17 protein-coding genes and 1 pseudogene are annotated in these 18,109 nt (G+C 44.9%); 10 read left to right on the top strand and 8 right to left on the bottom strand.

Features of this window, described 5'->3' with window-relative positions:
• Positions 1–57 precede the first annotated feature (57 nt).
• The 7 genes from ACH0AB_RS07545 (at position 58) to ACH0AB_RS07515 (ending at position 7,428) form a co-directional block, all read left to right on the top strand.
• Positions 58–1,296 carry an acyl-CoA dehydrogenase family protein gene (locus ACH0AB_RS07545; protein WP_188875331.1) on the top strand — a complete coding sequence of 413 codons (1,239 nt, stop codon included), beginning with the start codon at positions 58–60 and terminating at the stop codon, positions 1,294–1,296.
• Between the two features lie 130 nt (positions 1,297–1,426).
• On the top strand, positions 1,427–2,494 hold the full coding sequence (locus ACH0AB_RS07540; RefSeq protein ID WP_406877782.1) for a phosphotransferase family protein: 1,068 nt from the start codon (positions 1,427–1,429) through the stop codon (positions 2,492–2,494).
• Between the two features lie 8 nt (positions 2,495–2,502).
• On the top strand, positions 2,503–3,267 hold the full coding sequence (locus ACH0AB_RS07535; RefSeq protein ID WP_406877781.1) for a histidine phosphatase family protein: 765 nt from the start codon (positions 2,503–2,505) through the stop codon (positions 3,265–3,267).
• Between the two features lie 100 nt (positions 3,268–3,367).
• The gene (locus ACH0AB_RS07530) at positions 3,368–4,171 is read left to right on the top strand and encodes an SDR family oxidoreductase (protein WP_406877807.1); all 804 of its coding nucleotides are present in this window, start codon (positions 3,368–3,370) and stop codon (positions 4,169–4,171) included.
• A gap of 457 nt (positions 4,172–4,628) precedes the next feature.
• A complete protein-coding gene (locus ACH0AB_RS07525) occupies positions 4,629–5,441 on the top strand; it encodes an SDR family oxidoreductase (protein WP_227715632.1) in 813 nt (270 codons plus the stop codon).
• Positions 5,442–5,550: 109 nt separating this feature from the next.
• A complete protein-coding gene (locus ACH0AB_RS07520) occupies positions 5,551–6,858 on the top strand; it encodes a sensor histidine kinase (protein ID WP_406877780.1) in 1,308 nt (435 codons plus the stop codon).
• Between the two features lie 9 nt (positions 6,859–6,867).
• Positions 6,868–7,428 carry a response regulator transcription factor gene (locus tag ACH0AB_RS07515; RefSeq protein ID WP_406877779.1) on the top strand — a complete coding sequence of 187 codons (561 nt, stop codon included), beginning with the start codon at positions 6,868–6,870 and terminating at the stop codon, positions 7,426–7,428.
• A gap of 210 nt (positions 7,429–7,638) precedes the next feature.
• Here ACH0AB_RS07515 and ACH0AB_RS07510 read toward each other — a convergent pair whose 3' ends face one another.
• The 8 genes and pseudogenes from ACH0AB_RS07510 to ACH0AB_RS07475 form a co-directional block, all read right to left on the bottom strand.
• Positions 7,639–7,851, bottom strand: coding sequence for a cold-shock protein (locus tag ACH0AB_RS07510; RefSeq protein ID WP_007116258.1), 213 nt, complete (start codon positions 7,849–7,851; stop codon positions 7,639–7,641).
• A gap of 344 nt (positions 7,852–8,195) precedes the next feature.
• Complete coding sequence (locus ACH0AB_RS07505) at positions 8,196–8,927, bottom strand: glycosyltransferase family 2 protein (RefSeq protein WP_406877778.1); 732 nt, start codon at positions 8,925–8,927, stop codon at positions 8,196–8,198.
• Between the two features lie 14 nt (positions 8,928–8,941).
• The gene (locus ACH0AB_RS07500) at positions 8,942–9,544 is read right to left on the bottom strand and encodes a class I SAM-dependent DNA methyltransferase (RefSeq protein ID WP_406877776.1); all 603 of its coding nucleotides are present in this window, start codon (positions 9,542–9,544) and stop codon (positions 8,942–8,944) included.
• Positions 9,537–10,358, bottom strand: coding sequence for a PIG-L deacetylase family protein (locus ACH0AB_RS07495; protein ID WP_406877775.1), 822 nt, complete (start codon positions 10,356–10,358; stop codon positions 9,537–9,539). The genes ACH0AB_RS07500 and ACH0AB_RS07495 overlap by 8 nt, the downstream gene beginning before the upstream one ends.
• A complete protein-coding gene (locus ACH0AB_RS07490) occupies positions 10,346–11,443 on the bottom strand; it encodes an acyl-CoA dehydrogenase (protein ID WP_406877773.1) in 1,098 nt (365 codons plus the stop codon). The genes ACH0AB_RS07495 and ACH0AB_RS07490 overlap by 13 nt, the downstream gene beginning before the upstream one ends.
• A 54-nt stretch (positions 11,444–11,497) precedes the next feature.
• Positions 11,498–12,913, bottom strand: coding sequence for an alpha,alpha-trehalose-phosphate synthase (UDP-forming) (locus ACH0AB_RS07485; protein WP_406877771.1), 1,416 nt, complete (start codon positions 12,911–12,913; stop codon positions 11,498–11,500).
• A complete protein-coding gene (gene otsB / locus ACH0AB_RS07480) occupies positions 12,901–13,734 on the bottom strand; it encodes a trehalose-phosphatase (RefSeq protein ID WP_406877770.1) in 834 nt (277 codons plus the stop codon). The genes ACH0AB_RS07485 and otsB overlap by 13 nt, the downstream gene beginning before the upstream one ends.
• A gap of 88 nt (positions 13,735–13,822) precedes the next feature.
• Positions 13,823–14,106, bottom strand: a pseudogene (locus ACH0AB_RS07475) (transposase); the annotation flags it as partial.
• Between the two features lie 264 nt (positions 14,107–14,370).
• Here ACH0AB_RS07475 and clpB point away from each other — a divergent pair.
• The 3 genes from clpB to ACH0AB_RS07460 all read left to right on the top strand — a co-directional run bounded on the left by clpB (position 14,371) and on the right by ACH0AB_RS07460 (position 18,086).
• Complete coding sequence (clpB, locus tag ACH0AB_RS07470; RefSeq protein ID WP_406877768.1) at positions 14,371–16,968, top strand: ATP-dependent chaperone ClpB; 2,598 nt, start codon at positions 14,371–14,373, stop codon at positions 16,966–16,968.
• Positions 16,969–17,074: 106 nt separating this feature from the next.
• Positions 17,075–17,650 (top strand): dCTP deaminase, encoded by a 576-nt coding sequence (gene dcd, locus ACH0AB_RS07465; protein ID WP_007116249.1) that lies wholly within the window; start codon positions 17,075–17,077, stop codon positions 17,648–17,650.
• Between the two features lie 193 nt (positions 17,651–17,843).
• On the top strand, positions 17,844–18,086 hold the full coding sequence (locus ACH0AB_RS07460; RefSeq protein ID WP_138019079.1) for a hypothetical protein: 243 nt from the start codon (positions 17,844–17,846) through the stop codon (positions 18,084–18,086).
• Positions 18,087–18,109 lie beyond the last annotated feature (23 nt).

Below are 18,109 nucleotides of genomic sequence, written 5' to 3'. Positions count from 1 at the left end.
TAATAAATCCGTTAAGCTGATTCAATAATTGTTTTAGCCGAAAAAGGACAATGCCTAATGGAATTCCAACTTAGCGATAAAGCAAAAGACTACATCGCCCGTACCAAAGCATTTATTCAAACCGAAATCGAACCGATTGAAGCAGAATTTTGGCAAGCGGCGCATAAGCTTAATCCCACAGGCGATTGGACGACTTGGCAATGGCCTGCCAAACTTGAAGAATTAAAAACCAAAGCCCGTGCGCAAAATTTATGGAATATGTTTTTGCCAGACGAGCAACTCGGTCAAGGATTAAGTGTTCAAGAATATGCCCATATTGCTGAGTTGTCTGGCAGAAGTCTTATTGCCCCACATGTGTTTAACTGTAATGCGCCAGATAGTGGCAATATGGAATTGATTTGGCGCTACGGTAACGACGCCCAAAAACAGCAATGGTTAACGCCGTTATTGGCAGGCGAGATTCGCTCCGTGTTTGGCATGACAGAGCCTGCAGTAGCCAGTAGTGATGCCACCAATATGCAAGCCACAGCGATTGTCGAAGGCGATGAAATTGTGCTCAACGGTCGCAAATGGTGGTCATCAGGTTTGGGCGATCCAAACGCTAAACTTATTATTTTTATGGCACACACCCCAGATGAGAACAAAGATCGCCACCATCAGCACACCATGGTGTTGGTGCCAATTGATACCCAAGGCGTCAAGATTGAACGCATGCTCAAAGTGTTTAATGATTATGATGCACCGCATGGACATGGCGAAATGCTTTTTGACAACGTGCGTGTACCGCTTAGCAATGTCATCGGCGGGGCAGGCGAGGGATTTGCGATTGCCCAAGGGCGCTTAGGACCGGGTCGGATTCACCACTGTATGCGCTGTATTGGTGCTGCAGAAAAATCGCTAGAGCTTGCCATCGATCGCGGGCTAAGCCGTAGCGCATTTGGTAAACCGCTGCTTGATTTAGGGGGCAACCGTGAACGTATCGCTGACGCCCGTGTCAAAATTGACCAAGCGCGTCTGCTAACCCTGTATGCTGCCTATAAAATGGATAAACTCGGCACCAAAGCGGCGTTAACCGAAATCTCAGCGATTAAAGTGGTCGCCCCAACGGTACTACAAGAAGTCGTCGATATGGCGATTCAGCTGCATGGGGGTATGGGTGTGAGCCAAGATACGCTGTTGCCGATGTTCTTTAACCAAGCCCGTAGCCTACGCCTTGCCGATGGACCTGACGAAGTGCATAAAGGCATGATTGCCAAACTGGAAGTGAAAAAACGCCAACAAGCGACGACCAAATAACTACCAGATAACTAGCAAATAACTAATAGCTAGCTAACAAAAAAGACGTAATGTCAGGTTACGTCGTTTTGCTATTTGACCTAGTTAAAAATACAAGTTAAAAAACAAGATAAAAAACAAGGATGAAATTATGCTTGATACTGCGAACCCAGTACGCAAAGGCGAAGAGATTGACAGCAATGCGGTCACCGAGTATTTAATCAGCCAAGGCATCGCTTTGCAAGGTCAGCCAGAAGTCACCCAATTTTCAGGGGGTGCATCCAACTGGACATACCGCCTAAAATATGCCAACCGTGATTTGATTTTACGCCGGCCGCCCAAAGGTACCAAAGCCAAATCCGCCCATGATATGGTGCGTGAGTACAAAGTGCAAAAAGCACTGCAATCACAATACCCACGAGTCCCCAATATGGTCGCCCTGTGTACCGATGACCGCGTGATTGGTTGTGATTTTTATGTCATGGATCGCATTGAAGGCATTATTCCCCGCGCCAATTTGCCCAAAGCGTTGACGTTAAGCGAACAGCAAGTCAGCGAGCTGTGCCGGCAGGTGGTCGATGCGTTGATAGATTTACATAAGGTCGATTACACCCAAAACCCTGATTTGGTAGCACTTGGCAAAGGCGAAGGCTACTGCGAGCGTCAAGTCATGGGCTGGGATAAGCGCTATGAGCAAGCCCGCACGCCTGATGTGCCTGATTTCGCCGATGTGCGCCAGTGGTTAAAAGCCAATACCCCAACAGATGTCAAAACTAGCGTGATTCATAATGACTGGCGTTTTGACAATGTGATTTTAGACCCAAACAATCCAACCAACATCATTGGTGTGCTCGACTGGGAAATGGCAACGATAGGCGATCCCTTGATGGATTTGGGCTGTGCGTTAGCTTACTGGATTCAAGCCGATGACAATGCGGTGATGAAAGCTACGCGCCGTCAGCCGACCAATCTGCCAGGCATGATGACCCGTGGCGAAGTGGTCGAATATTACCTGCAAAAAACAGGCTTGAAAGTGGATAACTGGCGCTTTTATGAAGTGTTTGGGGCGTTTCGTTTGGCAGCGATTGCACAGCAGATTTATTACCGCTATTATCATGGGCAGACCGACAACCCGGCGTTTAAAGATTTTGGCGTGATAGTCAACGCCTTGCACGACCGCTGTATCGAACTTATCGAAAAAAATAACAATAAATCATAGGGGTTTTCATGAAGCTCATCAGCCTTGTCCGTCATGGGCAAGCGTCATTTGGCGCAGACAATTACGACCAACTGTCCCCAAAAGGTATCGCTCAGACCCAGTGGCTTGGTGATAGTTTTCGCCAGTCCGGTCGGCAAGTGCACGCGCTGATGTCAGGCAGTATGGCGCGGCAAAAGGACAGTCTCAAGCATTTTTTAAGCCATTATTATGTCACCCGTGAAGGCATTGAACTAACCGAAATCACTCACCATGTGCAAAACATAGCAAATCCCAGTTTGACCATGCCGCTATTGTTGGGTGAAGATAGCAATTTTAATGAATTTAATCATGAGCAAATTCTTTATAAAGCTGGATTGCCATTTGCGGATAAAGCTAGTTTTATGGCGTATTTGTCCAGTCAAACACACCCTGAAATTAGCTTTACTGATATTTTTACCCAAGCCATGAGCCGTTGGCAAAGCGGTCAGTACGACAGCGATTATGATGAAAGTTGGCAACACTTTTTGCAGCGCACTTGGAACGGTTTTGAGCGTTTGATGGCGCAAACTGGCGAGCATGAACATGCAATGGTATTTACCTCAGGTGGCGTGATTGCCAGTATCATGCAGCAAGTGATGAAACTATCAGATGTCCAAGCTTTTGATTTGAACTGGCATATCGCCAACGCCAGTGTTCACCAATTTCGCGTGAGTGACCAAGGTGTTTTTTTACAGACCTTTAATGAGTTTAGCTATTTGTATCAACAAGGTGAGCAGATGGTGACTTGGCGCTAAAATTTAGCTTAGCAGTTTAACGTTTAAAAAAATTTAACAAATAATTAAGGATGAAATAATGCAAACACTACCGGAATTACTGCAGCAAGTTCAAACCACAATGACACCCCCGAACACTGACTTATCTGGTTTTATAGATAACCAAGTGGGCAAGGGTAAAACCATTTTGATTACTGGCGCAAGCTCGGGGCTGGGGGCAGGCATGGCGACCCATTTTGCTCGCATGGGCTATAATTTGGCAATTTGTGCACGCCGTACCGAACGCCTAGAACAACTCAAAGCCAACCTTTTAGCAGATAATCCAACGATTAAAGTCAGTGTCAAGGCGCTCGATGTGACTGATTATAATCAGGTTTTTAAAGTGTTTCATGAATTTGCCCAAGAGTTTGGCAGGCTTGATCGTATCATCATCAATGCAGGGGTCGGTGAGGGTCGCCGGATTGGTAAGGGTAATTTTGAGATTAATCGCAAAACTGCCGAAATCAATTTTATCTCAGGTCTTGCCCAGTGTGAAGCGGCGATGGAAATTTTTCGCGCCCAAAATAGCGGTCATTTAGTGGTTATCTCAAGCATGTCGGCGTTCCGTGGTCTGCCAAAACACATGTCCGTGTACGCGGCAAGTAAATCAGCGATTGCACAGCTTGCTGAAGGGATTCGCGCCGATATGCTGCTATCTGAGTTACCGATTAAAGTGTCAACGATATATCCAGGGTATATACGCACTGAGATTAACGAAGGCGCTAAACCGTTACCCTTTGAAGTGAGTGAAGAAATCGGCACCAAAGCATTGGCAATCGCGATTGAAGGCGAGCCTGATGAAGCGTGTGTCCCTGAACAACCGTGGGCACTGATGAGTGATTGGATGAGAAACGCTCCACTGACCTGGGTCAATGGTTTGGCATAACCCAAAAATTTCTAAAACAACCCAAATGAGACTTTGCGCTGATTTGGGTTTTTTATTGTCTTCACATTGGGTGTCTTGATATAGGGCGTCCTAATATAGAGCATCTTAATATAGTACATTGCCAGGCTTTACATTTGCTTTTGGCGACAGATTTGACATCACCGAGTAGAAGGCTGTTATAAAAATAATGAGTTTAGAAGGCTAATCAGTATGAAGGGCTAAAGGGTGTCAGTCATCATTAACCATGCACCTATACTGTACCTATAGTTTTTCATGTGAGGCATTTAACGCCTATAATGATATTTGCAGTAGGCTAAACAAGGGTCGTAATGATAAAATCAGCGACTCTTTGATGATTTTTTATTTATTGTTACGATAACTGAGTGGTACAGGCAACTAAACGATGAAAAAACTTGAAAACGCGCTACAAAAAATTGATAAATACGGTCAGTTTGTGATGAAAAAACTGGTCAATCGCCGCTCATTGACTGAGCTACAAGGTATCGGTCAAGGCAAAACCGTATTGATTACCGGTGCTAGCTCAGGGATTGGCGCGATGATGGCACGCCGATTTGCTTATCTAGGCTATGATTTGGCAATTTGCGCCAGACGAGAAGAGCGATTAAATGCGTTAAAGCAAGACATTGAAAGCAAGTACCCTGTCAAAGTCTATGTCAAAACTTTGGATGTCACCGATTATAAGCAGATTTTTACGGTATTTGATAGCTTTGTGAGTGACTGCAAAACCCGAGGGAAAACCATTGATAAAATTATCGTCAATGCAGGGGTGGGCGATAGCCGCGTCATTGGTCATGGACGCTTTGAGACCAATCGCCATACCGCTGAAGTCAATTTTATCGCAGCGATTGCCCAGTGTGAGGCGGCGATGAAGATTTTTCGCCAGCAAAACAGCGGTCAGTTGGTGGTCATCTCAAGTATGTCAGCGGTGCGCGGTTTGCCCCGTCATCTTACCACCTATGCCGCTGCCAAGGCGGGACTGGCAAATTTAGCCGAAGGCATTCGCGCTGATATGATGCAGGAAAAACGTCCGATTACTGTCACCACGATTTACCCTGGTTATATCCGTACCGAGCTCAATATCGGTGCCAAATATTTGCCGTTTGAAAGTACAGAAGAAGAAGGTGTCGAAGCAATTGTTGAAGCAATTGAAGCCAAAGTGGATGAAGCCTTTGTCCCGGCATGGCCTTGGCTGCCGATTGGGATTGGTATGAAAATATTGCCGCTCAGGGTGATGACCAAATTTTTGTAAGCGCATGTTTAAAAAAATTTTAAACTCTCAGCATGATCAACAACGCCTTGGCAGCCATTGCCTTGCTTCATGCTAAAATCTTGTTTTATGGTTCGTCAAAAGTTTGCCAATGCATCAAGCCATCAAGAACGTTTCAAAAGCCCCGACTATTGCTCGCTATACCTGGTTAGCTATTATGGTCGCGGCGATGATTTGTGCCGACCAATGGGGCGTTGCCAAACAGCAAATCACTCATCTGCTCACGATTACCGTTATGTATGGGGTAAGCGTTGAGCTGACTAAACGCCTATTGGTTATTCGACACTTTAACCCACAACAATCTTGGCTCATGTTGGCGGGGTTTATCGGGGATTTGCTGGCGTGGTCAGCCTTTATTTATTATTCAGGTGGCGCCGCCAATCCGTTGATTACCTTATTTTTGACAGTGATTGCAGTGGCGTCTATGGTGATGCGCACCGTGCACATCATCGGCTTGTCGGTGCTGTCAGTTGGGCTATATACGCTGTTATGGTATTGTTATGTGCCGCTGACCCTTAGCCACCATGATCATGCGGTGGGTCAAAAACTCCATTTACTGGGTATGTTTGGGGTTTTTATTTTTGCGGCAATCATGTTAACCGCCTTAACGGTTTATTTTAAACAAGCGATGAGCCGCAGTTATCAGGCGCTTGAGCAAGCGCAGCAAGCCATTCACCAACAACGTCGGTTGCTTGCCATCAGTAGTCTTGCTGCCAATATTGCCCATGAGATGAGTACACCGATTGCGTCGATGCAATTACTGAGCGATGACATTGCCCAGCAATTAGATGAAGACGATGAATTATTGGATGACATAAAACTGTTACAATCACAAATCGACGTCTGCCGCCAATCGCTGCACAAGCTCAAATCCCATATCCAATCCAATGCACTGCCGCCAGCGCAATCTGAGCCATTGGTATGGGTAACGTCATCAAATTTACAAACACTACTCCCCAAAGTCGTCAATGAATGGCAATTTATCAACCCCCATGTTGAAGTAGCACTCAATGTACCTCCACAACCGATCGCTGTCCCCTTGAGTGAAGAACAGCTGTATTCTATTGTGATGAATATGCTCAATAATGCCATGCAGGCACAAGCCACAAGGCTTGGTATTAGCGTACAGCTTGCTCAAAACGTGGTGATGATTATTGAGGACAACGGGCAGGGTATCGACAGTAGCATGATACAGCGTATCCAACACCAAACTGCCATCGAATCTGATCATGGCTTAGGGCTTGGCTTGACGATTGCCAAAACGGTTATAGAATATGTTGGCGGACATCTTGAGCTGACCAATAAGCAAAATTCACCCATGCAAAAAAGGTTAGATGATTCAGGTACGTGCGTGAAGATAACCTTACCAGTAATTCATGCGCCCGCCAGTTTGTTGTAGGAGACTAGGTTGCAACATCCACCCGTGTTAGCAGAGACATGGCTTATCATTGATGATGATGAGGTGTTTTGCCGTATCTTAAAAAAGTCGTTGGAAAAACAGGGCAATCAGGTATTGACTGCCAGCAATGCCGATAGCGCGCTACAACTGGCGAAGGAGCAGTTACCCAAGTTTATTATACTGGATCTCAACATCGGTGATGACAACGGCATTCATCTGATTAAGCCATTACTCGCTATTACCCCCACCGCCAAAATTTTAATGCTTACCGGCTATGCCAGCATTGCGACCGCCGTCAGTGCGGTCAAAATGGGCGCGTATCATTATTTGCCTAAGCCTTGTAGCCTGGATGAAATCTATAAAGTATTGGACATCGTAGTAGCCCCTACAAAGTCAATCGGTAGTGCAACAGATGAACGTTTATCACTTGAACATCACGAATGGGAATACATCCACCAAGTATTAGATGAATGCCAAGGCAATATCAGTGAAGCCGCGAGGGTACTAAAAATGCACCGGCGCACTTTACAACGAAAACTTCAAAAAAAACGTAAAGTGGATGCGCAATAACCTTTTTTAACCGTACACAGCAGCCCACAAATTATCGGCCGAGTCAGCCAAAGAGTTGGGTGAGCAAAAGACACAAAAAAAGCGCTTATAATAAATAAGCGCTTTTTTGATATCTATTTTCTGCTATCTATGCAAATGGCTAATCAATCAATGAAGCGTTATTCACGCCACGCGTTATCAAACCATTTACGATAGTAGGCTTAGCTAACCTTAGATAGCAACGATATTGCTAGCTTGGTCGCCTTTTTGACCTTGGGTCACAACGAAAGATACGCGTTGACCTTCGCTCAATGTTTTGAAACCTGAGCTTGCGATTTGGCTATAATGTGCGAAAACGTCTTTGCCGCCATTGTCTTGTTCGATAAAGCCAAAGCCTTTTGATTCGTTAAACCATTTTACGGTGCCGTTTACAGTATTTGACATAGGATTGTCCTTGATTAGATAGATTTTAAAAGTGGTCATCTGACCCTAAAGCTGGAACTAAGCCACAACACGATTCTATTCAGTATGAAAGAATTGCGGCAGTTTTGATACACGATTCACTTAAAATCTAGGACACAAGCGTAATGGAAACGAACTTAGAATAGACTTAATGTAATGCGATTGAAACTTCTGACTGCTTTCTAGCTGTTGTCCAGTATATAGTAATACCGGCAGATAGCAAGGAATATCACAATAGTTTTGTAAGTGAACTGTGTTAAACCTAACTTTATACCTTTATTTAAGCCAAAGGCTGATTCTCATTTAAGCCGAGGGTTGGTTTTCATTTAAGCCGAAGGTTGGTTTTCTAAGCCCCTTAAAAAATGGGCAAACCCTTCATCCGCACGAGCATCAAGGCGACTGCTAGTCACCACACGTACCAAATTACTCCAAATAATGGGTAAGTTGGCTTGCTCAAATTTTTTGACTAAACCCACATCTTCATGGCAAGTTAATTCATCAAAACCACCCACCGCCAGATAATCTTGACTGGCAAAGCTCAAATTTGCCCCATGAATATGGCGATGATTCATACAATCTTGATAATGGGCGAGATATTGCTGTTTGGTACTCTCTGACAACGCATCCCAACAATCGATGCTCACTACGCCACATATCATGGCTGTGGGCCTAGTGGTGGGCGTAGTTGTGGGCTCAGCTTTTAGATGTTTGATTTGTGCCATTAACCAATCAGATTCCACCTTACTATCGGCATCGGTGCAAGCAATCCAATCCGCCCCTTGCTCAATCAAGTAGCGCACGCCCAAATCCCTGACTTTACCCACGCAGCGAAACTCACAGCACAGCCAGTCTACGTGGGCGTTTTGTACTTTTGATAAGGTATCATCATCACAGCTATCTAGCACGACCACCGTTTGTACCGCTATGTCGCTTGATAGCTGAGCAATCGCCTGTTTAATCGCATCCAAACACGCGCTGATGCTATCGGCTTCATTATGAGCAGGGATGACTATGCCAATTTTTTTGGGTCGCCGCTGTGGGGCTGGATTATTTGCCATGATGCTTTTCTCAGTTATTCCACTAGATTTTCTTGCTTAGCAAGGCTTTGGTGATTGGCTTGCCAAATGGTCAACAAAAAATCTTGGTCAATCACATGGCTTTGCTGACGGTAGTGCAGCTGTTGTTGCAAACTGTCGTGGACTGTTTCGCCTGTCAGTTGAAACCCGTCAATCGGATAGCGCCAATGACAGGCTAAAATCACACCATTGTCGGTTAATGCGGTGTTGAGCCAAGCGATGACTTCGGTCAGGGCGTCAGGCGCCAAGTAGTATAAAATCTCACTGACCACAATCAAATCAAATCGCTCACTCGGCAAATCCTGCGGTATCAAACCTTGCATAACTTGCACATGTGCCTTTTTTTGCAGACGCTCACTGGCAAGTTTGACTGCCTCAACCTGCCCATCCAAACACCTCAAATAATCGCAGCGCTGGGCTAACTGCTCACTAAATACGCCATTGCTACAGCCCAGTTCAATCGCCTTGGCAAAATGCGGGTAGGGCAACAATGACAAGCAAATCGCGCGTTTTCGCACTTCATACCAGCGTTTTTCATATTGCCAAGGGTCGCTACTATCGGCATAAATTTGGGCAAAATACGCTGACACATCAGTCATGAAGATATACCTCAAATGGTTGGCTAAGCCTGGTTAACGTGGTATCTGACAAAATAGGCGCTGTTCCTATTGTTGGGTCAGCATAGATTTGACTGCTAAAACAGCGCATGGCATAACTTTTTCGCTGCGCCTGCAATTCGCTTAAATCAAATCGCCATGCCTTGTGCCAAGGAATACGGCTATCGCCAGGTTTTGCCCAATGCCATGCCCAAATCAGCACTTGATAGCAGGCTAAATTTAACTGACTTTTAAATGCATTGGCAAAACGCTGTACCACTTGCCCAGTACCTTCATGGTCGGGATGACCATCGTATGCAAATGGGGTGATTAAAATATCAGCGGGCTGAATCAGCGATGTTAATGTGTCAAAAAAATCCGCTTGTCGCCCAAAAACTTCACCATCAGGAAAATTCAAGCTCGTCATCGACACATTGGGCAAATCCAAACTGCTATCGAGCGTTTCAAGTGCAAGCTGGCTTTCAATTGCTCGGATTTTTGCCAGTTTATCGGTCGGATACAGCGCTGAGTTGGGGTGGCTTTTTTCGCCTTGGGTGACGCTAACAATCAATATTTGATTGCCTTGAGCCACCAACGCTTGCAGCAGCCCACCACAGCCCAAAATCTCATCATCTGGGTGCGGCGCAAAAATACACACGCGCCGATGGGCGGGAAAATGGGTCGATATATCGAGTCTGGTGAGACTGTCTAACCCTTGCCACGCTTGCCAGTCTTGTGCAGAGGTGCCGTCGCCTGCAATTAAACGGTCACCCACAATTGGATGCAGTGGGGCGTGCTTAGAATCTACAGTTGCCATAATCCCCCTTGTGAATCGCCTAGCTGTTCTGCAGTCAATTTGCCAATCGCTTCACTGTCAAATGCGCCATGGGTTTGACGGATAAATACCGATAAATCTGCCGAAAGCCGTGCGAAATGGGCGTTTTTGCAATAAGGCGTTGCGCCCAAGGCTTTACCCACTTTTTCAAGCACTAGCATGGCGGTAGTCTCCACTTGCGCTCTTAAGATACGGATGGCGAGTGCATGACTTTGGCTAGGCTCACTATCGATTAATTGCGCAACTTGATAAAAGTACGCTTGGGTGACACTGAGTGCTTGCGACACTTCGCCAAGATAAAGTGCTTTAAAGGCTTGGGGTTTTTGCTGATAACTGTCCAATAAAAACTGTGCCAACTGGGCTGCTGCGCCATACCAACAAGCCGCTACTCCTGCTGCACCCTGCCAAAATCCTGGGCGGTCGAGATAAGGACTGCTACCTTTGGCAATCGCATTTGATATGATTTGGGTGGCGTTAGCGCCTTTTAGATGGAGCGTGGCTGTCGCCGTGTAGGGCATACCTACCGCATACCAACCGCTGTCATCAATGGTGATTTGCGGTTGCTTCATGGTTAACATCAGCAATTGGGCGTTATTTTGGGCATCTCGGAAACTAACCAAACCATGATCGACAAAGGTCGCACCCGAACACCACAGTTTTTGTCCCGTACATGTTTTGCCATCAAAACGCAGTGGCTCATTACCGCCTTCTGCTGCCCATACGGCCCATAGGCCTTCAGCAATATCGTCCACGCCCAATTCTGCCAAAATCGCCAATGCATCAAGATGCGACTCAAAAAATTTGACCAAGTTCAAATCACAAGCGGCAACCTGTGCCAATACTTGCCAGCGCTGTAAAGTATGACCGTCAGCAGGCAAAGCAATTTGAGCGGACAAAAGCACCAACTGTGACAAAGTTTGCTTTAATTGTGTCACATAAGCGGCATCGCTTAGTTTAGGTGAGGTATCAACCGCTCTGCGAAAGTCTTGCAAAATAGCGGTAATTAATTTACCCAAGTCTGATTGGTGATAGTCGGTAGGTAAAGCATGATCCAACACTGGTGTCATTGTGAATTTCTCATTGGCTGTTTTGTTGTCTATTTTATTATCTGTTTTATTGGGTTATAGAATTTTATCCATGTGGGTTAAATCTGCCAAAAAATGCGCTCGCCACGTGTCAATATCGGTCTCATAAATGCCCTGTAGTAGCGATTGATGACGTTGTTCCCGTTGTTGTTTGGTCATGGTCAATGCTTGGTATAAGCCCTCTATCATGCTGTCGTTGTTCGTAGGGTCTACCAAGATAGCTTGCTGAAGTTGGTGCGCTGCCCCCGCATTTTTAGACAAAATCAAAATCCCTGCATTTTGTTCATCCTGTGCAGCAATATATTCTTTTGCCACCAAATTCATGCCGTCTTTTAGCGAGTTAACCCAACAAATTTGGCATTGCCTAAATAACGGCATTAAATTGTCATGACTGACAGGGTCTTCTTGATAGATAATCGGTTGCCAACTGGCAGTAGCAAATTGGCTATTAATTTGCTCAACTAGGGTGTGTACTTGTTGTCGTAACTGTTGATAGGTCTGAATATCAAGACGGGACGGGCAAGCAATTTGATACAGCTGAATTCGTTCAAGATATTGCGGATAACGCCGCAAAAAGGCGGCAAAAGCTTGTAAGCGTTCGGGAATGCCTTTGGTGTAATCCAGTCGTTCCACTGCTAAAATCGTGGTGATGGTTGAAGTGAGATTTTTTAACACAGTTTGGTCTGAGAGCGGTTGTCTGGCAAGTTTATGAATATAGACAGGATTGATACCAATCGGATAGGCTTGTATTAAGGTGGTATGATTGCCATGGGTAATGAGTGTACACCCATTTGTTTGAGTAATCTGGATGGCGTGGGGGAGTAGCTGCTCAATCACCGCGACACAATTTTGAGCGTCTTGTTGGGTTTGTAATCCAACCACATCATAATCGAGTAATTGATTGATTAACGTTTGACCATAGGTCAAAAAATCCCACACCCATAACTGGGGAAATGGAATATGCAAAAAAAAGCCAATGCGCTGTTTCATGCCTAAGTCGCGGCAATGCCTTGCTATCGCAAAAAAATGATAATCTTGTATCCAAATCATATCGTCAGGCTGTGCGATTTGCTGCAGCTGTTTGGCAAACATACGATTGACAGCTTGATAAACGCTAAAATCTTCACTACTTGATACAATCAAATCCGTGCGGTCATGCATCCCCGCCCAAAGTCGATTATTGGCGTAACCGCAGTAATATTTTTCATATTGTATGGGTGAAAAAGCCGTCGTGACATAGGTGACTTTATCATGCTGCTCAGTCGCAAATTGATTGACGGTATCGGGCATATCGCTGATATTTGTCACTACTTGACCGTTCCAACCGACCCAAATACCGCCATCTTTGGCAAGGGCTTCTTGAAGCGCTACTGCCAACCCTCCTGCCACGGCTTTAGGTGACTGTTTATTAGGTAAATTAACCCGATTCGATAACACAATCAACTTTGACATAGGGTCAATAATCCTTGAAGTAACGCGGTAACCGCTGAGATGTCGCTCACATAATAATGGGCATGGGTAGGTTCATAACCGACTTTGACACCAATTCCTTTGATATCACTACCTTTCTTATTTGGTGTATCACCATAACTTTGTACGGCAATAAATCCTGCTTCATCGGTCACATCATCACCGATAAATATCGGACGGCAATGAGGGTGATAGTTTTTTAACACATGGTTAATGGCACTGCCTTTATCGACACCTTGCGGCAATAGCTCATACACACATTTGCCCGCTTTAAGTTGCCACTCCTTAAAATCATGCCCAATAGCTTGCATGATGGTTAAAGCGCTATCGGCAAGTTCGGGATGCTCACGAAAATGCAGTGCCACACCAAAAGGTTTTTGCTCAATTCGCCAGTGTGGACGATCACCAGTGGCGTTAATGACGCTTTGGTTAATTTGTTCTAGCTGCGCTAAATCGATGTCCACCAAAGAATAGCTATCGATTAGAGTATCGCATTGCAAACCGTGACTACCAATCACCGGTAGTTTCAACGGCGCTGTCAAACGTCTAGCATCAGCAACTGACCGCCCTGTTACCAGCCAAACGGGTAGATAGTTTTGTAACTCCGCTAAAATTGCTAGATTCTCATTGCTGATAAAACTTTGCTGGGGATCGGGGTGAAATTCACTAAGCGTCCCATCAATATCTAATAATAGCAACAAATCAGAAACCCCTTGCACAACTTTGGCTACATTATCGACCAAAAGTTGTGAGGGGCTATTGACTGAATGATAGGTAATGGTATGAAAGTGACTAATGCTCATTTAATCATTCTAAATAAATCAAAACTATCCCTATTAATCAAAGCTATCCATGACGAGGTAAAATTACGGCGTCAAAATCACTTTTCGACATGTAACTTCCGTCAATGAATACCCATTCTGTATCAGCTTCTTTTCGTAAGCTAAAAAAAAATTCTGCCACAATCCATTCTCTGACCATCGATTAAAACGGTTGTAGGCGGTTTTCCATGAGATTAATTCTTCAGGGATGTCTCGCCATGGTGCACCTGTTCTTAGCTTCCATAATATTGCTTCCATTACAGTACGGGTATTCTTGGTGATGTAACACCCGTGCTGTTTCATGGTATGCTGTAGTTGTTCCCATAATTCATCTGTTAATACGATTCGTGCCATTTTTTCCTATTCTAAATGCTATAGATTTAGGCATATTTTGGCACTTTTTATCTCGTTTTTGAATTGGGGACACAGCCTAGCTAACATGATAAATTTTGCAAGCTATTGACCCAAGTTATAATTGAAAATACAGCCATCATCAATCATCAAAAAAAACATTGACAATTAAAAAAATTTAAAGGTGGATATTGAAACGATTTATCAAAACACCATATCAATTTTAATTCAAAGCTAATTAGTTAAAAGCTAAAAGGAAAAATAATAATGCAATTTGATAAATTTACTAATGCCTTACAAAACGCGGTTCAGCAGGCACAAACGCTCGCTGTCACTCGTGATCATACCGCGATTGAGCCGATTCATTTATTGTCAGTGCTACTCAATGAACCGAGCAATGCCAATGTGTATGAACAGGCAGGCGCAAACTTAAATCAGTTAAAAACAGACGTGCAACAATCGCTCAACAACCAGGCGGTGATTGGTACACCTACAGGTGACGTCAATCTCAGCCCAAATACGGCTAAGATTTTAAATCTAGCAGAGCGCCACGCGCAAAAAGCGGGCGATCAGTTCTTATCTACCGATTGGGTGCTGGTTGCCCTAGCAGAGACGGGCGACACCGCAAAACTGCTCACAAAAGCAGGGGTCAATGAGCCAAAACTAAGACAAGTCATTAATTTTATTCGTGGGGGTGATAAAGTGGATACACAAAATAGCGAAGACCAACGTGATGCCTTAAATAAATATACCATCGATTTAACCGCACGCGCCGAATCGGGCAAACTTGACCCCGTGATTGGGCGCGATGACGAAATCCGCCGCACCATTCAAGTGTTGTCACGCCGTACCAAAAACAACCCGGTGCTCATTGGTGAGCCGGGGGTAGGTAAAACTGCCATTGTCGAAGGATTGGCGCAAAAAATCGTCAATGGTGACGTGCCAGAAGGCTTGCGCAATAAACGCGTATTATCGCTTGACCTGGGCGCACTGATTGCGGGCGCAAAATTCCGTGGTGAGTTTGAAGAACGCCTAAAAGCGGTACTTAACGACCTAGCAAAAAGCGAAGGACAAGTCATTTTATTCATTGATGAAATTCATACCTTGGTCGGTGCCGGTAAAGCCGATGGCGCGATGGATGCGGGTAATATGCTCAAACCTGCGTTAGCGCGTGGTGAGCTGCACTGCGTGGGCGCGACTACCCTTGATGAATACCGCCAATATATCGAAAAAGATGCCGCCCTTGAGCGTCGTTTTCAAAAAGTATTGGTTGATGAGCCTACCGTGGAAGATACCATTGCCATTCTGCGCGGTCTAAAAGAGCGTTATGAACTGCATCATGGGGTCGATATCCAAGACAGTGCGATTATTGCCGCCGCGCAGATGAGCCATCGCTACATCACCGACCGCAAATTGCCCGACAAAGCCATTGATTTGTTGGATGAAGCAGCTAGCCGTCTAAAAATGGAACTTGATAGTAAACCAGAAGCCTTGGGCAAATTAGAAAGCCGTTTGATTCAGCTTAAAATGCAACGTGAAACCTTAAAACATGAAGATGACGAAGGCGCAAAATCCCAGCTAAAACTGCTGGACACCCAAATCAGCGAGCTTGAAAAAGAATACGCAGATTTAAACGAAATTTGGCAAGCAGAAAAAGCTCTTGTTAAAGGTAGCCAACAGCTCAAAGACGAGCTTGATAAGGCGCGTATCGCCTATGAAAAAGCCCAGCGTGAAGGTGACTACGAGACCATGTCAAAACTGCAATACGAAACCATTCCACAACTGGAAAAACGTATTAAAGACTCTGACTTGGCTGAGCAAAAAGAGCAAGCAGGGCAAGCGCCAAGCGTCAAACTGCTACGTAACAAAGTCACCGAGAACGAAATCGCTGAAGTCGTTGCCGCTGCAACAGGCATCCCTGTTGCAAAAATGATGCAAGGCGAACGTGAAAAAATGCTGCATATGGAAGAAAAACTGCATGAGCGCGTAGTCGGTCAAGATGAAGCAGTACAAGCAGTCGCCAATGCGGTGCGCCGTAGTCGTGCAGGGCTGTCTGACCCCAATCGTCCTAGCGGTTCGTTCTTGTTCCTAGGTCCGACAGGGGTGGGTAAAACTGAATTGACCAAAGCGTTGGCAAGTTTCTTGTTTGATGATGAAAATGCCATGATTCGTATTGATATGTCTGAATTTATGGAAAAACACAGTGTCAGCCGTCTTGTCGGCGCACCCCCAGGCTACGTGGGTTATGAAGAAGGTGGGGTATTGACCGAAGCGGTACGCCGCCGACCTTACAGTGTGGTATTGTTTGATGAAGTAGAAAAAGCGCATCCCGATGTGTTTAATATCCTACTGCAAGTGCTTGACGATGGTCGCTTGACCGACAGCCAAGGTCGCGTTGTGGACTTTAAAAACACTGTCATTATCATGACTTCAAACCTTGGTTCGCATAAAATCCAAGAGATGGCAGGCGATAGCTACGAAGAAATCAAAGCGGCAGTGATGAATTCAGTCAATCAGCATTTCCGCCCAGAGTTTGTCAACCGTATTGATGAAATCGTGGTGTTCCATCCATTAGGGCAAGAACAAATGGCAGGTATTGCAGATATTCAACTCTCACGTTTACGCAAACGTCTTCAAGAGCGTGACATGAATATTGTATTGTCAGATGAAGCCATGAGTCAATTGGTCGCTGTGGGTTATGACCCTGTGTATGGTGCAAGACCGCTAAAACGCGCCATCCAGCAGGAAATCGAAAATCCGCTATCAGTCAAATTGTTATCGGGCGAGTTTGTGGCGGGTGATACCATCAAAGTGGATGTCGATGCCCAAGATAAATTGACCTTTGATAAATTGCGTATGAGTTAATTTTCTCACCAAAAAAAACGGCTCTCACTCGAAAGCCGTTTTTTTTCGCCTATGTGTAGCAAATTACAGTATAATTCTGCCTAAATTTAAAATTTGAGGAAACAAAATGTCGATCAAATCCGACCGCTGGATACGCCAAATGGCACAAGAGCATGGCATGATTGAGCCATTTGAAGCAGGTCAAGTACGTGTGGGCGAGCAGGGACAAAAATTGGTCAGCTACGGCACCTCAAGTTATGGTTATGATGTCCGCTGCGCGCGCGAATTTAAAGTATTTACCAATGTCCATTCTGCCATCGTTGACCCAAAAAACTTTGATGAGCGTAGCTTTATTGATATCGTGGGCGATGAGTGTATCATCCCGCCCAACTCATTTGCCTTGGCTCGTACTGTCGAGTATTTTCGTATTCCCCGCGATGTATTGACCATTTGTTTGGGAAAATCTACCTATGCGCGCTGCGGTATTATTGTCAATGTCACGCCGCTTGAGCCAGAATGGGAAGGGCACGTCACTCTTGAATTTAGTAATACCACTAACTTGCCCGCGCGTATCTATGCCGGTGAGGGCGTGGCGCAAATGCTATTTTTCCAAAGTGATGCCGATGATGTGTGCGAAACTTCCTACAAAGACCGTGGTGGTAAGTACCAAGGTCAAATGGGCGTGACTTTACCCAAAGCTTAAACGATAAGCAGTAAGCAGTCATATAGACCCACTTCGGTGGGTTTTATATTTTATGGCGACAAACTGTTAAACGCTCAAATTTTACACGAGCTTACAACTGCTTTAAGCTTTCTGGTTTTGAATATGTCATACTAACGATGCGCTATCGCTACCGTTTTAACATAATAATACCGCACATAATAAGGATAACATCATGATTGAACTAAGTAATAACTATGTCGCGCTAAATTTGGCAAAATTTATCTATGAAGAAGAAGCCAAACTCACGCCAAATAAACACCAGCAAGAAAGTGATATCAAAGAATATATTTTTGAATTATATGAAGAGTGCGTTGCTGTCGTTGAAGAAAACGACTCAGCGGATTATGAATATGAAGACTTCGATTTTGATGAAGATGAATCGTTAGCAGATGATGATGACGATACGCTTCGCTAACATGTTAACCCATAAAAAAATCG

Origin of the sequence: Moraxella sp. 179-F 1C4 NHS, assembly GCF_045370505.1 — a bacterium.
In the GTDB taxonomy this organism is placed as follows: domain Bacteria; phylum Pseudomonadota; class Gammaproteobacteria; order Pseudomonadales; family Moraxellaceae; genus Faucicola; species Faucicola tetraodonis.
Note: the sequence above shows the minus strand (reverse complement) of the source record. Positions and strands in the feature narration are given on the sequence as shown.

What these genes read in the sequence shown, in the direction of transcription:
- ACH0AB_RS07535 (WP_406877781.1), top strand. Translation starts at nt 2,503, where the DNA reads ATGAAGCTCATCAGCCTTGTCCGTCATGGGCAAGCGTCATTTGGCGCA.
- clpB (WP_406877768.1), top strand. Translation starts at nt 14,371, where the DNA reads ATGCAATTTGATAAATTTACTAATGCCTTACAAAACGCGGTTCAGCAG.
- ACH0AB_RS07490 (WP_406877773.1), bottom strand. Translation starts at nt 11,443, where the DNA reads ATGACACCAGTGTTGGATCATGCTTTACCTACCGACTATCACCAATCA.
- ACH0AB_RS07545 (WP_188875331.1), top strand. Translation starts at nt 58, where the DNA reads ATGGAATTCCAACTTAGCGATAAAGCAAAAGACTACATCGCCCGTACC.
- ACH0AB_RS07485 (WP_406877771.1), bottom strand. Translation starts at nt 12,913, where the DNA reads ATGTCAAAGTTGATTGTGTTATCGAATCGGGTTAATTTACCTAATAAA.
- ACH0AB_RS07460 (WP_138019079.1), top strand. Translation starts at nt 17,844, where the DNA reads ATGATTGAACTAAGTAATAACTATGTCGCGCTAAATTTGGCAAAATTT.
- ACH0AB_RS07500 (WP_406877776.1), bottom strand. Translation starts at nt 9,544, where the DNA reads ATGACTGATGTGTCAGCGTATTTTGCCCAAATTTATGCCGATAGTAGC.
- ACH0AB_RS07495 (WP_406877775.1), bottom strand. Translation starts at nt 10,358, where the DNA reads ATGGCAACTGTAGATTCTAAGCACGCCCCACTGCATCCAATTGTGGGT.
- ACH0AB_RS07525 (WP_227715632.1), top strand. Translation starts at nt 4,629, where the DNA reads ATGAAAAAACTGGTCAATCGCCGCTCATTGACTGAGCTACAAGGTATC.
- ACH0AB_RS07510 (WP_007116258.1), bottom strand. Translation starts at nt 7,851, where the DNA reads ATGTCAAATACTGTAAACGGCACCGTAAAATGGTTTAACGAATCAAAA.
- ACH0AB_RS07505 (WP_406877778.1), bottom strand. Translation starts at nt 8,927, where the DNA reads ATGGCAAATAATCCAGCCCCACAGCGGCGACCCAAAAAAATTGGCATA.
- ACH0AB_RS07520 (WP_406877780.1), top strand. Translation starts at nt 5,551, where the DNA reads ATGCATCAAGCCATCAAGAACGTTTCAAAAGCCCCGACTATTGCTCGC.
- ACH0AB_RS07530 (WP_406877807.1), top strand. Translation starts at nt 3,368, where the DNA reads ATGACACCCCCGAACACTGACTTATCTGGTTTTATAGATAACCAAGTG.
- otsB (WP_406877770.1), bottom strand. Translation starts at nt 13,734, where the DNA reads ATGAGCATTAGTCACTTTCATACCATTACCTATCATTCAGTCAATAGC.
- dcd (WP_007116249.1), top strand. Translation starts at nt 17,075, where the DNA reads ATGTCGATCAAATCCGACCGCTGGATACGCCAAATGGCACAAGAGCAT.
- ACH0AB_RS07540 (WP_406877782.1), top strand. Translation starts at nt 1,427, where the DNA reads ATGCTTGATACTGCGAACCCAGTACGCAAAGGCGAAGAGATTGACAGC.